Source organism: Shewanella alkalitolerans, assembly GCF_019457575.1.
Taxonomy (GTDB): Bacteria; Pseudomonadota; Gammaproteobacteria; order Enterobacterales; family Shewanellaceae; genus Shewanella; species Shewanella loihica.
In genome coordinates, this window is sequence record NZ_CP080422.1 from 99747 (window position 1) to 113912 (window position 14166).

Genomic DNA, 14166 nt, shown 5'->3' on the forward strand with positions numbered 1-14166 from the left:
AGCAACAAGGCCAGGCTTACATGTTCGGATAGTTAGGTCCGCCGCCACCCTCTGGGGTGACCCAGGTGATGTTCTGGCTTGGATCTTTGATGTCACAGGTTTTGCAGTGGATGCAGTTCTGACCGTTGATGACAAATTTCTTCTCGCCGGCTTCTTCCACCACCTCATACACACCCGCCGGGCAGTAACGCTGGGCCGGTTCGTCGAACTTGACCAGGTTCACCTCGATAGGGATACGCTCGTCTTTGAGACGCAGGTGACACAGCTGATCTTCCTCGTGGAAGGTATTCGACAGGTAGACGGAGGAGAGCTTGTCGAAGCTGAGCTTACCGTCAGGCTTAGGATAATCTATCTTGCTGTAGGCGCTGACCTCGGCCATCTGGGCATAGTCGGCCTTCTCATCCCGCAGGGTGATAGGGAACTTGCCGCCAAACCAGTTCTGGTCGATATAGTTGAAGGCGCCGCCCAGGTATGCTCCGAACTTGTGCATCGCCGGGCCGAAGTTGCGTGAGCAGTATAGCTCATCCTGCAACCAGCTCTGTTCGAATTTCTCCTGGTAGCAGTCGAGATCTTTGCCGCCTTCTACGCCGGCATGCAGGGCGTGGCAGATGGTTTCGGCCGCAATCATGCCGCTCTTCATCGCCGTGTGGGTGCCCTTGATCTTGGCGAAGTTCAGGGTACCTGCGTCACAACCTATGATCAGGCCGCCAGGGAAGCTCATCTTAGGCAGCGAGTTGAGACCACCCTTGGTGATGGCGCGGGCGCCATAGCAGAGTCGTTCACCGCCCTGTAGGTACTGGCTGATCACTGGATGTGTCTTGTAGCGCTGGAACTCATCGAAGGGGCTCAGATGTGGGTTCTGATAGTTGAGATCTATGATGAGACCCACGGCGATCTGGTTGTCTTCCATATGATAGAGGAAGCCGCCTCCCGAGGCGCCGTCTGTCAGTGGCCAGCCACCCGTGTGAACTACCTTGCCTTGCTGGTGTTGCTCCGCAGGCACCTTCCAGATCTCCTTGAAGCCCAGACCGTAGTGTTGCGGCGTCTTGCCGTTATCCAGGTGGAACTTCTCGATCAGCTGCTTGCCCAGGTGGCCGCGGCAGCCTTCGCTAAATACAGTGTACTTGGCGTGCAGTTCCATGCCGGGTTCATAGCTGTCTTTGGGCTGGCCATCGGCGCCGACGCCCATGTCGCCTATGATGATCCCCTTGACGCTGCCATCTTCGTTAAACAGCAGCTCGCTGGCGGGGAAGCCAGGGAAGATCTCGACGCCCAGGGCCTCGGCGCGCTCGGCCAGCCAACGGGCCAGGTTGCCGACGCTGATGATATAGTTGCCATCGTTGTGCATCGTCTTAGGGATAAAGGCATTGGGCATGGCACGTGAGGCCGAGTCTGAGCTAAGCATAAACAGCTCATCATGGGTCACGGCCGTGTGTAGCGGTGCACCTTGCTCTTTCCAGTCACCAAATAGCTCTTCGAGCACCTTAGGTTCGAACACGGCACCCGAGAGAATGTGCGCGCCCACTTCCGAGCCTTTCTCGACCACACAGACAGTCAGCTCCTGGCCGGCGTCTTGTGAGATTTGCATTAGTCGACATGCGGTAGCCAGGCCAGCTGGGCCTGCGCCAACGATAACGACGTCGAACTCCATCGATTCGCGTTCCATCACTTCACCTCTTTTAGCTTTCCCCCGATTGAAACGGGTGTTTTATTCTTTGTCTCCACCTTACCCTAAAATAGCGAAATGGCACAGAGTTTAAGCAGTCAGGATAGACTAATTGATGGTATTTATCTTCGTGAGCGGTGTCACATTATGTTAACGCCCGATTGATCTTAAACAAAAAACGGGAAGTTTCTGCTATAAAACCCGGTCTATATCGGCCTATAATTGAGAAACGACGGTTCTCCGAGCTTTCTCTCCTACGTCCACAGATAGGGAGATTAAGCCGTGGCAATTGTGCCACCGGGGTGAGGAAAGAAATTGACTCACCTCCCCTTACTTGGAAAGGTGATCATGTCTCAACTACAAGACAATTTTGGTCGAAGATTTCACTATTTACGGATGTCGGTAACCGATGTCTGTAACTTCAAATGCACATACTGCCTCCCAGATGGTTATCGCCCCGACGGTAAGCCTAAGTTTTTAGATCTCAACGAGATCGAGAATCTGGTGGGCGCCTTTGCCGAGGTCGGCACCCAGAAGATCCGCATCACGGGCGGCGAGCCCACGCTGCGTAAAGATTTTACCGACATCGTGCGTATCGTCGCCGACAACGACAAGATCAAGACGCTGGCGACTACCACCAATGGCTATCGTTTGGAGAAGCATGCCAAGGAGTGGTTCGATGCCGGTCTGAGACGCATCAACGTTTCGGTAGACAGCCTGGACCCACGCATGTTTTATCAGATCACCGGCGAGAATAAGTTCGACGAGGTGATGCGTGGCGTCGATGCAGCTCTGGAGGCGGGCTTCGAGCGGGTGAAGATCAATGCCGTGCTGCTCAAGGGCTTAAACGACAAAGACTTACCGCGCTTCCTGCACTGGATCAAGCACACCCCAATCGACTTGCGTTTCATCGAGCTGATGGAAACCGGTCTGGGACGCGAGTACTTCAAGGCCCATCATCTGGCGGGCGCCGACATCAAGTCGCAGCTTGTTCAGGATGGCTGGCAGCTGGATCAGTCGGCGGTCGACGATGGCCCGGCGCAAAACTTCAGCCATGACGACTTCAAGGGACGCATAGGGCTGATCATGCCCTACGAGAAGAACTTCTGCGCCAGCTGTAACCGCCTGCGTGTCTCCGCCAAGGGGAAACTGCATCTCTGCCTCTTCACCGAGCACGGTGTGGATCTTAGGGATCTGTTGCAGTCTCATGAGCAGCGCGCTGAGCTGATCGAACGGCTCCATGGCCAGCTTAGGGCGAAGAAGGAAACCCACTACCTCCACGATGGCATCACAGGCGTAACGCAGCATCTGGCGTCTATCGGCGGCTAGAGGGCTTGCGCTAGCGCAATAACTTGCGTTTGCCGTGTGGGTATACTCTGGCCATATTCCTGTGGGCGCATCTGTTAATCGCAAACCACACCAAGAGTGAAGAGAGACGTTATGGGTCATTGCACGAGAACTCAATTTGAACCGCTCAATATCGCGGTATTAACCCTTTCTGACTCCCGGGATCTGAGCCAGGACACTTCGGGACAATTTTTACAAGACGCCTTGTTAGAGGCGGGGCACAAGCTGGCGGATCGCCGCCTGATTAAAGATGACAAGTATCAGATACGTTCGGTATTGTCTCAGTGGATCGCATCGAATGATGTGCAGGTGATCATCACCACGGGCGGCACAGGTTTTACCGAGCGCGACAACACGCCTCAGGCGGTCAGACCGCTATTCGATCGTGAGATTGAAGGCTTTGGTGAGCTGTTCCGTCATATCACCTATACCGAGCTGGGTACCTCGACGGTGCAGTCCCGCGCCCTGGGCGGCTTTGCCAACAAGACAGCCATCTTCTGTCTGCCGGGCTCAACCGGCGCCTGCAAGACGGGCTGGAACAAGATTTTAAGAGAACAACTGGATGCCACTCACAGACCCTGTAACTTTGTGATGCACGTGAAGAAGGTAGCAATTGATGAGTAGTGAATTTACCCATATTAATGCCGATGGCAATGCCCACATGGTGGATGTCACCGAGAAGGCGGTCACCGAGCGCGAGGCCCGCGCCGAAGCCTTCATCGAGATGGCGCCCGAGACGCTGGAGATGATCATGAGCGGCAGCCACCACAAGGGCGATGTGTTCGCCACGGCCCGCATCGCCGGGATCCAGGCGGCGAAGAAGACCTCAGATCTGATCCCGCTGTGCCACCCCCTGATGCTGACCAAGGTCGAGGTGGATCTCGAGGCACAGCCCGCACACAACCGCGTGCGTATCACCAGCCTGTGTAAGCTGTCCGGTAAGACAGGTGTCGAGATGGAGGCGCTTACCGCGGCCTCGGTAGCGGCGCTGACCATCTACGACATGTGCAAGGCGGTGCAGAAAGATATGGTGATCTCTCAGACACGCCTGCTGGAGAAGCGTGGCGGCAAGTCGGGACATTTTAAGGTTTAGGTCAAGGTTTAGTTCAAGGTTTTAGCCAAGGTTTAAGCGACAAGTATTTAGGGTAAAGATTATGATAAATGTGCTGTTTTTCGCCCAGGTGCGCGAACTATTAGGTGAGAGCACCATAGAAGTCGAGGCAAGCGAGGAGACCACTACAGCCGAAGGCCTGCGTGCCTTGCTGGCGGCCAAAGATGACAAGTGGGGCAAGGTATTGGCTTCCGACAAGCTACTGGTGGCGGTCAATCAGACCATCAGCAGCTGGGATACCCAGATCGAAGATGGTGACGAGGTCGCCTTCTTCCCCCCAGTCACCGGAGGTTAAGATGAGCCAAGCGATCGACCGGGTATTGGTGCAGACCCAAGACTTTAGCGTTCCGGATGAATACGCCCGTATCGCCGGGGACGACAGCGATGGCGCCGTGGTCACCTTCGTGGGTAAGGTACGCGACTTCAACGATGGCAGCGCGGTGACCGATCTGACCCTGGAACACTATCCAGGCATGACAGAGGCGGTGCTGAATCAGATTGCCGTCGAGGCAAGAGAGCGCTGGCCGCTCACCCACGTGACCATCATTCACCGGGTCGGCACCATGGCTTTGGGCGAGCAGATCGTCTTTATCGGTGTCACCAGTGCCCATCGCAAGGCGGCGTTCGCGGCCTGTGAATTCCTGATCGATTTCCTCAAGACCAAGGCGCCATTCTGGAAGTTAGAGGCGGGCGATCAGGGCAAGAACTGGGTCGAGGCTAAAGATGCCGACGAACAGGCCGCCAAGATGTGGGAAAAGCAGTAAGCCGGGACGAGTACCCGGTTGATGAGGGTTGAAATGGATTTACTCAGAGGTTTTGTCTTAGGTTGCCTGCTGCTGTTGGGAGTTACCCCAAGCTGGGCGGCCGAGGTGCCGGCCATCGCCGCCGCCTCCAACATCAAGTTTGCCTTGGATAAGATCGCCGCCGACTTTACCCAGGATACGGGCAAGCGGGTGCGCATCTCCTATGGCTCCTCGGGCAACTTCGTGGCGCAGCTGCGTCATGGCGCGCCATTTGAGCTGTTCTTATCGGCTGACGACAAATATATCTATCAATTACATAAGCTTGGTGTAACTCAGAGCGACGGTGAGATCTACGCCATAGGTCGTCTGGCACTGGCGGCGCCCAAGCGTTCGCCTTTGAGCCTAGATGCCGAGCTTGTCGGCGTGAAGCGCTTGCTTGAGCAGGGTGGATTAAAGCGTTTTGCCATCGCCAATCCAGATCACGCCCCCTATGGCGAGCGCGCCCGGGAGGCGCTGCAACATCTGGGACTCTGGCAATCTTTGCAGCCTTATCTCATCTACGGCGAGAACGTGTCTCAGGCGGCGCAGTTTGCCCTGAGCGGTTCTACCGATGGCGGCATCGTCGCCTTGTCGCTGGCGATGGCGCCTCAGTTTCGCGCCGCCAGCCACTATGTGGCGCTGCCGAGCGAGTGGCATTCGCCCATGAATCAGCGCATGGTGCTCACGCCTAAGGCGGGGGAGACCGCCAAGGCCTTCTATGCCTACCTGTCGCAGGCGAAGGCGAGGGCGGTGTTCCTCGAGTTTGGCTTCGGCCTGCCCGCTGACAGCCAGGGTGATGAAGTCGTTGATGCTGCTAAAAAGCCGGCCGGAGACCACTGATGGATTGGCAGGCGCTGCTGCTTTCGATCAAGTTAAGCTGTGTCACTGTGCTGGTGTTGATCCCCTTTGCCATCTGGGCCGGTCGCTTCCTGGCTTACCGTCAGTTTAGGGGTAAGTCCTGGCTGGAGGCGCTGATCATGGTGCCTCTGGTGTTGCCGCCGACGGTGATCGGCTACTACCTGCTGGTGGGGCTGGGTAGCCAATCCTGGCTGGGTCAGACGTTAGAAGCCCTGCTGGGGCAGCAGCTGGTGTTCCACTTCTCTGGCCTGGTGGTGGCCTCAGTGCTGGTCAATATTCCCTTTGCCATACAGCCGATTCAGCGCGCCTTCGAGTCTGTGCCCGAAGAGGTACGCGACGCCGGTGCCTGCTGCGGCATGAGCCCGGCCAAGGTGCTGTTTAAGATAGAGCTGCCCCTGGTGTGGCCCGGTGTGCTAACCGCGCTGGTGCTCTGTTTCTCCCATGTGCTGGGCGAGTTTGGTGTGGTGCTGATGATGGGCGGCAATATCGCCGGCGAGACCAAGACGATCGCCATCTCCATCTATGACAGCGTGCAGGCGTTCGATTTCGCCGCCGCGGGGCAGATGTCACTGCTGCTCTTGCTGTTTGCCATCACAGCGCTGGCGCTCACCACGAGTCTGTCCCGTCGATTAGGAGGCGTGAGTGTCTCAAGACGTCGCTGATCTCAGTTGTAAGATCTTCCAGCAAGAGGGCATCGCCCTGGACGCCGAGTTTGTCTGCAAGGCGGGCGAAGTGCTGGCGGTTGTCGGCCCTTCGGGCGGCGGTAAGTCGACTCTGATGCGGATGATCGCCGGCCTGACCAAGCCTGAGTCGGGCGAGATTCGCTATGGTGACAGCGTCTGGTTCAGCAGCGAGAGTGGCCGTTATCTGACGCCACAGCAACGCCATCTTGGCTATGTACCGCAGCATTTTGGTCTGTTTCCCAACATGACGGCGCTGGCCAACGTAGTGGCGGCGCTGGATCATATTCCTAAGGCCGAGCGTGTCGCGCGGGCCAAAGACTGGCTCGAGCGGGTGAATCTTCACGGCCTGCCGGACAGACTGCCGGCCAACCTGTCCGGCGGGCAACGCCAGCGGGTGGCCCTGGCCAGGGCTCTGGCCCGTGAGCCCAGAGTCCTGTTGCTGGACGAGCCTTTCTCCGCCGTCGACAGGGAGACCCGCGAGCGTCTCTATCTCGAGCTGGCCCGGCTCAAGGAGCAGCTGGCGATCCCTGTGATCATGGTGACCCACGATCTTAACGAGGCGTTGCTGCTGGCGGATCGCATGATCCTCATCAGTCAGGGCACCTTGCTGCAGCAAGGCAGTCCGCGGGAGGTGTTGAGTCGTCCGCGCAACGAGGCGGTTGCCAAACAGATGGGGCTGAGAAACCTGTTCGACGCCCATGTGGTAGCCCTGGAGGCGGAGCGGCAGATCACCTGGCTCAGGTTTGGCGAGCACCTGATTGCCGGTAACTACTGCGAGCAGCTGGCTATAGGCGCCAAGGTGCGCTGGGTGATCCCCAATCAGGGAGTGAGGTTTAACTCCATCACCAAGGGACGCCTGTGCCGCAGCTTCAACAAGCTCAGCATCACCATAGAGTCCTGCCTCAGCATGGGGGAGACCATGCGCATCCTCGCCAGTATCAAGGGGGTGAAGCATCATCTCAATGCCGAGGTGCCGCTGCATTTCGCCCAGAAGATGGGCCTGGCGCCCGGCGTGGAGACAGAGGTGGCCCTCAAGTCTGAGCTGATCCATATCCTGGAAAATGACTAAGCTGTTGCGCCGCTGAATAGAATATGATCAATCCTTAATACGGCTTCCATCTCCCCGATATTTGCCGTCATCTATCCTTGGGTATTAAGACTCGAGGAGACACATGATGCAGAAGATACTCACCGGCACCCTAATCCTTTCTTGCGTACTCACCCTACCGGCCTTCGCCGCCTACAACGGCCCCAAGGCGGGCGGCGTGATCCAGCAGGCTAGCGACGCCCACACGGCTAAAGATGACACACCAGTGGAGCTGACAGGCAAGCTGATCAAGAGCCTGGGCGATGAGAAATACCTGTTCCGCGACAGCTGTGGCGAAGTCGAGGTGGAGATAGACAACGCCCTGTGGCGCGACATAGAGGTTTCCAGTGACACAACTGTCACCCTGAGGGGCGAGGTGGACGACGAATGGCGCGGTATCGAGATAGAGATCGACAGCATAGAGTTGGTGGATCAGGCGCATTAGGCCGAGACCAAAGCGCTGGCAGGGGTGAAATGGGCCAAATGAGTTTAAACTAAATTTAATCTTGAAAGCCCTAAGCCCCTCGTCTATCCCATTGGTACTGGGATTTTTTGCGTGTAAGATACCGATATTGAAGAATTTAATGGAGGAGCTATGGCTCGTTGGTTTATCAGTTTAATGCTGTTGTCTGGACTGGCGGGGGCGAATGCGGCCCAGGCCAATCCGGCAGTGCTTGAGTTGCTATCGGATAGCCAAAGCCTGACTCCACAGAAGATGATCCAGCAGGCGGAGAAGAGCTATCCTGGGGTGATATCCGAGTTTCAGATCGATGTGGAAAATGGTCAGTTGATCTATGAGATCAGCATGATCAACACCAAGGATGACACCATCAGCGAATTTGAGTTCTGGGCCAAAGATGGCCGACTCATTCGCCAGAAGGTAGAGGCCCTAGAGGCCGACGATAAGGATGAGCTCAAGGCGGTGCGCCTGCTCAAAGAGATGGAGCAGAGCTTCTCGCAACTGCTTAAGCTGGCCATGGGTGACAGCAACGCCCATATTCTCGAGGCGCAGCTGGATCACGACCTGGGCATCAGCTACTTGGAACTCAAGCTTATCGATGCCAACGGCAAACATAAGATAGCCTTCGATATCGAAAATCAGCGGCCTTTGCCCCTGTTGAAGTGGGATTAACAGATGAAAATATTACTGGTAGAAGATGATGCGACCACCACCGAGTATGTGGTCAAGGGATTTGCCGAACAGGGGCACAATATCGAAACCGCTAGCGACGGCCATCAGGGCCTGTTGCTGGCCACCAGTATGCAGTATGACCTGGTGATACTGGATCGCATGCTGCCGCAGCTCGATGGCCTCAAGCTATTGGCGGCGCTGCGTGCGACCGGCAACCAGACACCGGTACTCATCCTGTCGGCGCTGAGCCATGTGGATGAGCGCGTCAAGGGCCTCAGGGCCGGTGGCGACGACTACATGACCAAGCCCTTTGCCTTCTCCGAACTCCTGGTGCGCGCCGAGAAGCTGATGCAGCGTGGTAACTCCGCGCCGGCGCAGACAGAGCTTAAGGTGGGCGAGCTGGTCATGGAACTGCTGACCCGCAAGGTGACCCTGGCGGGCAGCGAGATCTTGCTGCAACCCAAAGAGTTTCAACTGCTCAAGTACTTGATGGAACACCCGAATCAGGTGATCAGCCGCACCCTCTTGTTCGAGGCTGTGTGGGATTACCATTTCGATCCTCGCACCAATGTGATCGACGTACATATCGCTAAGCTGAGACGTAAGTTTGAAGAGCTGGGCTTTGGCGAGCTGATCGAAACGGTTCGAGGGGCTGGCTATCGCCTCCGTCAAGGGCATTAGACCCTATCAGAGTAGTGCCTGGCGCATTACCATCATCTTCTCGGCCCTGGTGACCCTGATTATCGGCACCCTGTTGTTTGGCATGTATCGTCAATTGATCAACGAGCAGGAGCTGCAGACCAATCAGCACCTGGCGGCAGAAAAACTGCGTTATCAGCAGATGGCGCTCACCCTGGACAGACGCAGCTTTGCCACCCAGATCCGCACCGCCGACCCCAAGACGGCCTTGGTGGTGTGGCGCAGCTCGCTGGATTTGGTGGGGGCCCTGAGCCTGATGCCGGATGATATGCCACTGCTGCCGGAGACACGTGACTTCCCCATTCTCACCAGCGGGCCGGACAAGCTGCATATCTTAACCGGTGGCCTAGTGATCACCCGTTATGGTCCCGTACTGATCGCCACCCGTACCGATCAGCTGGCCACCCTTATCGAGCGCTTCGTCAACGCGGCCATCACGGCGCTGATGTTGACTATCGTGTTGACCCTGGCATTGGGCTACCTGTTTTCCAAGGCGATCCTGCGCCGCTTGGTGCAGTACAACCGCCTGAGTCGCCGCATCGAGCGGGGCGAGTATTCCACCCGTCTGCCGGTGAGCTGGCGCCAGGATGAGTTCGATATGCTGGCGGGCAACTTTAACCAGGTACTGGATACCCTGGAGGCTAACCTGCACGCGGTGCGCGGCGCCACCGACAATATCGCCCACGATCTCAGAACTCCGCTGTCCCACCTGAGGATAGGCCTGGAGCAGTTACCGCAGCGGCCCGCCGAGGAGCTGGACGAGGCCAGCGCGATTCTGATCGAGGAGTTGGATCACTGCTTGGCGACCTTCGATGCCATGCTCTCCCTCACTCGTATCGAGGAGGGTCAACAGGATCTCGAGCTACAACCCTTGAGCCTTAACGACCTGTGTCAGGACTTGTTTGAGATGGCCGAGGCGATGGCCGAATCCAACGGCCAGACCTTGAGCCTGTCGCTGGATCAAGACTATAGCGTGATGGGGGATAAATACCTGCTGTTCCAGGCGCTGTTTAACCTGGTGGACAACGCCATCAAGTATTCCGGCGAGGGCGCCAAGATTGAGATAATCCAGCAAGGCAATGAAATTCTGATCCGCGATAACGGGCCGGGGATCCCGGATGATGCCACCGAGAAGGTGTTCGATCGTCTGGTGCGTCTGGATCCGAGCCGTCACAACAAGGGTACGGGGTTGGGGCTTTCGCTGGTCAAGGCTATCCTGCAACGTCATAATGCGCGCATCGAGCTCTCCGATAACCAGCCTGGGCTGCAGGTGAGCATACGTTTTTCTTAGGGCCGACAATTCATGTACAAGATCATTGCCGATGAGACCGACTTTCTGGTGATCGACAAGGCGCCGGGCGTTCATTTTCATAGTCAGGACGGCAGCGCCGGTGTGATGGCGCAGCTGGAGCGGGATCTCGATATCAAGCTCTATTCTGTGCATCGCCTGGATACCATGACATCTGGCCTGCTGCTGTTTGCCAAGTCGAGCGAGGCGGCGGCAGCATTTACCCAGCGCTTTAGCGAACACAAGGTGCAGAAGTACTATCTGGCGCTGGCCAAGGGCAAGCCGAAGAAGAAGCAGGGTAGCATAGTGGGCGACATGGCCAAGTCCCGTCGCAGCATGTACAAGCTGCTGCGCAGCAAGGAGAATCCGGCGATCACCCAGTTTTTCTCTCAGTCGGTGGCCGAGGGGCTGCGTCTCTATCTGCTCAAGCCGCTGAGTGGCAAGACACATCAACTCAGGGTGGCGCTGGCTAGCCTGGGGGTGCCGATTCTCGGTGACCAACTCTATGGTGGCGAGGATGCCGACCGTGGCTACCTGCATGCCTACGCCTTAGGCTTTGAGTGGCAAGGGCAGGAGTATGCCTATCATCAGGTGCCGGAACAGGGTGAGGCATTTAGCCTAGATGGGGTAAAAAACCAGTTGCAAACATGGAGTAAGCCTGAGAAGTTAGATTGGCCAAAACGAAATTGAGTTAATTAAGGAAGCCCGTCTATGGATACCAATAAACTTCTGCTGGTCATCATCGCCATCCTGTTGCCACCGGTTGCCGTCTTCTTGAAGAGCGGTGTCGGCAAGGATCTGCTGATCAACATCATTCTCTGCCTGCTGTTCTTTATCCCAGGCCTGTTGCACGCCCTGTGGGTGGTGACTAAGTCTTAGGTGGGCTAAGTCTTAGGCTAAGTCTTAGCTTGTTTGAGATTAAATGATAGCGCGGCCTAGGCTGCGCTTTTTTATGGCTAATTGTTACCCTTAACCTGAACTATGAGTTCAGGTGTCCCGCCTTTTTCTCTGCATCCTTAGCGGCCAGACTAACTTCTCTTAACGTAAATGAGGGAGAGAAGATGAATAAGATCTGGAGTCCGGATACCCTGGCGGCCCCTGCGGCCAACTACCATCAATGTGCGCTAATTCCTGCTCCCTCGCGCTGGCTGAATATTGCCGGGCAGCTGGGCATAGACCCGCAAGGCACACTTGCGCCTGATACCGAGGGGCAGATAGTACAGGCGTGGGAAAATCTGCGCGCCGTGTTACGGGCCAACGACATGGACCTGCAAGACTTGGTATCGGTGCGTCTCTATCTGGTCGAGCGCGGCGATCTGTCTGCTTACCAAGCCGCCAAGGCGCGTTTAGGCTTCGATGTGGGCGGACTGCCGACCACCTTGCTCTTCGTTCAGGGGCTGTTCGACCCGCTGTGGCGGGTTGAGATAGAGGCGCAGGCGGCTAAGGTATTCGAGGGCGGCTAGGCGGCTTTCGCTGTACATAAGCTGAACTGACTTGCGGTAAAATTGTACTGTTAACTTTCTGATAACCCAATGGGGCGGCGTTTTAGGCTATAATCGCCGCCATGAACAGAAAGAAGAAAATCAATCAAACACTTAAGGCCAAGGCGAAGAAGGCGAACGCGAAACTTCATCGCTCAGGTAAGCCTAAGTATATCGCCAAAGCCGAACGCGAACGACTCGCCGAGGCGGCAGAAGCACCCGCTGAATTCGTCTCTTAGGTTAGAGACCTTCCTCAATCCATTTTCATTCGTCCCCTTGGGGCTTGTCGCCGACCACTTTCCCTCGTTAGCCTTTGGACGGGCTACACTTTGGAGATATGTCTGGCGTGAGCGACCCAAGACCGGGTAATGATTGGGCGGCCGAACAGCCCACCCAATGACAAGGCAAGATAGGCCGGCATGGCTATCGCCTAATAAGGAGAACCATGAATACTGTTTATACCGTTGGAGAGCTGGAGTCATTTCTAGTGGCGATCTTAGTGCTCTTTATTGGCCATTCGGTTAATCGTCACGTGGCATCGTTTCGTAAATATAATATTCCCGAACCCATAGTGGGTGGTCTGCTGGTGGCGGCGGTGATCACCATATTGCACTCCTACAATATCTCGCTTGAGTTTTCTCTGTCGATGCAAAACACCCTGATGCTGATGTTCTTCAGCAGCGTGGGGCTGGCGGCCAGCTACAAGCTATTGATGAAAGGGGGCAGCAAGGTATTCCTCTTCCTAGCGATCGCCTCGCTCTACATCATCATTCAGAATGCCGTCGGCGTCAGCATGGCGACCGCACTGGGGCTGGAGCCATTGATGGGACTGATCGCCGGGTCGATCACCCTGTCAGGCGGGCACGGCACGGGAGCCGCCTGGGCGCAGACCTTCTCGGATCAGTACGGCATCAACACCCTGGAGCTGGCGATGGCGGCGGCGACCTTCGGCCTGGTGATGGGCGGAATCATCGGCGGCCCGGTAGCTCAGCGTCTGATCAACAAGAATGGCCTGCTCTCCTCCTACGGTGTCGGGGGGAATCACCACAAGGACCATCCTGACTTGGTGACCTATGACCAGCTGGAAGAAGACAGGGTAACGGCCAAGAGTATCCTGGAGGTGCTCTTCATCCTCCTGCTGTGTGTCGCCGGTGCTAAGTGGTTTGGTTCACTGATCGCCTACCTGGATATCGGCTGGTTGAAGATGCCTGACTTTGTCTATGCGCTCTTCTTCGGTGTGGTGATCACTAACATCACAGAGGTGTCCCGCGGCTTTAAGATCAACCGTGAGTGTGTCGACGTCCTGGGTACCGTCTCGTTGGCGCTCTTCCTTGCCATGGCACTGATGAACCTTAAGCTATGGGAGATCTTCGACCTGGCGGTGCCGCTGCTTATCATACTCCTGGTGCAGACGGCCGTGCTGGCGGTATTTGCCTACTGGGTCACCTTCAAGCTGATGGGTGCCAACTATGACGCCGCCGTCATGGCCGGTGGTCACTGTGGTTTCGGTCTGGGCGCCACGCCGACGGCCGTGATGAACATGGGCGCCCTTGTGTCGCGTACGGGTCCATCGCCGCAGGCCTTCATGGTGGTGCCTATCGTCGGCGCCTTCTTCATCGACATAGTCAATGCCATCATATTGCAGGGCTATCTCAGTTTCATCGGCTAGCGCCGGTATCTGAGCATCAAGTATTAAAAAAGCACCCTAGGGTGCTTTTTTGTTATTGGTTTTGCGCCTGTGGATGATCCCGGCGATAGAGATCCCAGTGCTCGATCCGCTCTCCACTTGGCAGGGTGCAGATGCCGCTGTCGAGGTCGAGCACACCATCCAGGGATTCACAATAGACGGCCGCCGGGTTGGCCATAGACAGTGGTTTGGACTCTGCGGCGTCTTGCTCCTTGTCTACCTGCGTCTGACAAGCCGCTAAGCCAAGGGTGAAAAGCAGCGCCGCTATGGTGTGGGATATCTTCATGTCATTTTCCTATTCTCTGATTAGCGATTAACCCCTTATAACGTTGGCGCGTCGAAAAA

At 56.5% G+C, this 14166-nt stretch carries 19 protein-coding genes and 1 riboswitch; of the genes, 17 read left to right on the forward strand and 2 right to left on the reverse strand.

Going from position 1 to position 14166, the window contains the following annotated elements:
- Positions 1-16: 16 nt before the first annotated feature.
- Positions 17-1666, reverse strand: coding sequence for an electron transfer flavoprotein-ubiquinone oxidoreductase (locus K0J45_RS00430; RefSeq protein WP_220043852.1), 1650 nt, complete (start codon positions 1664-1666; stop codon positions 17-19).
- Positions 1667-1892: 226 nt separating this feature from the next.
- A riboswitch (molybdenum cofactor riboswitch) is annotated at positions 1893-2027 on the forward strand.
- On the opposite strand from K0J45_RS00430, the gene moaA reads away from it, so the two are divergent.
- The 17 genes from moaA (at position 2015) to gltS (ending at position 13803) form a co-directional block, all read left to right on the forward strand.
- The gene (gene moaA, locus K0J45_RS00435; protein WP_220043853.1) at positions 2015-2995 is read left to right on the forward strand and encodes a GTP 3',8-cyclase MoaA; all 981 of its coding nucleotides are present in this window, start codon (positions 2015-2017) and stop codon (positions 2993-2995) included. (Overlaps the previous riboswitch by 13 nt.)
- A 111-nt stretch (positions 2996-3106) precedes the next feature.
- Positions 3107-3637 (forward strand): molybdenum cofactor biosynthesis protein B, encoded by a 531-nt coding sequence (moaB, locus tag K0J45_RS00440; RefSeq protein ID WP_220043854.1) that lies wholly within the window; start codon positions 3107-3109, stop codon positions 3635-3637.
- Positions 3630-4106 (forward strand): cyclic pyranopterin monophosphate synthase MoaC, encoded by a 477-nt coding sequence (gene moaC / locus K0J45_RS00445; protein WP_041509675.1) that lies wholly within the window; start codon positions 3630-3632, stop codon positions 4104-4106. The genes moaB and moaC overlap by 8 nt, the downstream gene beginning before the upstream one ends.
- 61 nt (positions 4107-4167) lie before the next feature.
- The gene (moaD, locus tag K0J45_RS00450; protein ID WP_220043855.1) at positions 4168-4419 is read left to right on the forward strand and encodes a molybdopterin synthase sulfur carrier subunit; all 252 of its coding nucleotides are present in this window, start codon (positions 4168-4170) and stop codon (positions 4417-4419) included.
- A gap of 1 nt (position 4420) precedes the next feature.
- On the forward strand, positions 4421-4888 hold the full coding sequence (moaE, locus tag K0J45_RS00455) for a molybdopterin synthase catalytic subunit MoaE (protein WP_220043856.1): 468 nt from the start codon (positions 4421-4423) through the stop codon (positions 4886-4888).
- 33 nt (positions 4889-4921) lie between these two features.
- Positions 4922-5746 carry a molybdate ABC transporter substrate-binding protein gene (gene modA, locus K0J45_RS00460; RefSeq protein WP_220043857.1) on the forward strand — a complete coding sequence of 275 codons (825 nt, stop codon included), beginning with the start codon at positions 4922-4924 and terminating at the stop codon, positions 5744-5746.
- Positions 5746-6426 carry a molybdate ABC transporter permease subunit gene (modB, locus tag K0J45_RS00465; RefSeq protein WP_011863902.1) on the forward strand — a complete coding sequence of 227 codons (681 nt, stop codon included), beginning with the start codon at positions 5746-5748 and terminating at the stop codon, positions 6424-6426. The genes modA and modB overlap by 1 nt, the downstream gene beginning before the upstream one ends.
- Positions 6407-7516 (forward strand): ABC transporter ATP-binding protein, encoded by a 1110-nt coding sequence (locus tag K0J45_RS00470; RefSeq protein WP_220043858.1) that lies wholly within the window; start codon positions 6407-6409, stop codon positions 7514-7516. Before modB ends, K0J45_RS00470 begins: the two co-directional genes overlap by 20 nt.
- Before the next feature lie 103 nt (positions 7517-7619).
- The gene (locus K0J45_RS00475; RefSeq protein WP_258406737.1) at positions 7620-7979 is read left to right on the forward strand and encodes a NirD/YgiW/YdeI family stress tolerance protein; all 360 of its coding nucleotides are present in this window, start codon (positions 7620-7622) and stop codon (positions 7977-7979) included.
- Positions 7980-8129: 150 nt separating this feature from the next.
- Positions 8130-8666: a PepSY domain-containing protein gene (locus K0J45_RS00480; protein WP_144202406.1), complete on the forward strand. Its 537-nt coding sequence runs from the start codon at positions 8130-8132 to the stop codon at positions 8664-8666.
- A gap of 3 nt (positions 8667-8669) precedes the next feature.
- Complete coding sequence (locus K0J45_RS00485) at positions 8670-9347, forward strand: response regulator transcription factor (protein WP_011863906.1); 678 nt, start codon at positions 8670-8672, stop codon at positions 9345-9347.
- A 49-nt stretch (positions 9348-9396) separates the two neighbouring features.
- Positions 9397-10656: a sensor histidine kinase gene (locus K0J45_RS00490; protein ID WP_011863907.1), complete on the forward strand. Its 1260-nt coding sequence runs from the start codon at positions 9397-9399 to the stop codon at positions 10654-10656.
- 12 nt (positions 10657-10668) lie between these two features.
- Positions 10669-11343, forward strand: a complete 675-nt coding sequence (locus tag K0J45_RS00495) for a TIGR01621 family pseudouridine synthase (protein ID WP_220043859.1) — start codon at positions 10669-10671, stop codon at positions 11341-11343.
- 21 nt (positions 11344-11364) lie between these two features.
- The gene (locus K0J45_RS00500; RefSeq protein WP_011863909.1) at positions 11365-11532 is read left to right on the forward strand and encodes a YqaE/Pmp3 family membrane protein; all 168 of its coding nucleotides are present in this window, start codon (positions 11365-11367) and stop codon (positions 11530-11532) included.
- A gap of 182 nt (positions 11533-11714) precedes the next feature.
- Positions 11715-12116 carry a RidA family protein gene (locus tag K0J45_RS00505; protein WP_220043860.1) on the forward strand — a complete coding sequence of 134 codons (402 nt, stop codon included), beginning with the start codon at positions 11715-11717 and terminating at the stop codon, positions 12114-12116.
- A gap of 101 nt (positions 12117-12217) precedes the next feature.
- Positions 12218-12373, forward strand: a complete 156-nt coding sequence (locus K0J45_RS00510; RefSeq protein WP_011863911.1) for a DUF2986 domain-containing protein — start codon at positions 12218-12220, stop codon at positions 12371-12373.
- Between the two features lie 206 nt (positions 12374-12579).
- Complete coding sequence (gene gltS / locus K0J45_RS00515; protein WP_011863912.1) at positions 12580-13803, forward strand: sodium/glutamate symporter; 1224 nt, start codon at positions 12580-12582, stop codon at positions 13801-13803.
- A 52-nt stretch (positions 13804-13855) separates the two neighbouring features.
- Here gltS and K0J45_RS00520 read toward each other — a convergent pair whose 3' ends face one another.
- Positions 13856-14107: a putative hemolysin gene (locus tag K0J45_RS00520; RefSeq protein WP_220043861.1), complete on the reverse strand. Its 252-nt coding sequence runs from the start codon at positions 14105-14107 to the stop codon at positions 13856-13858.
- Between the last annotated feature and the right edge of the window lie 59 nt (positions 14108-14166).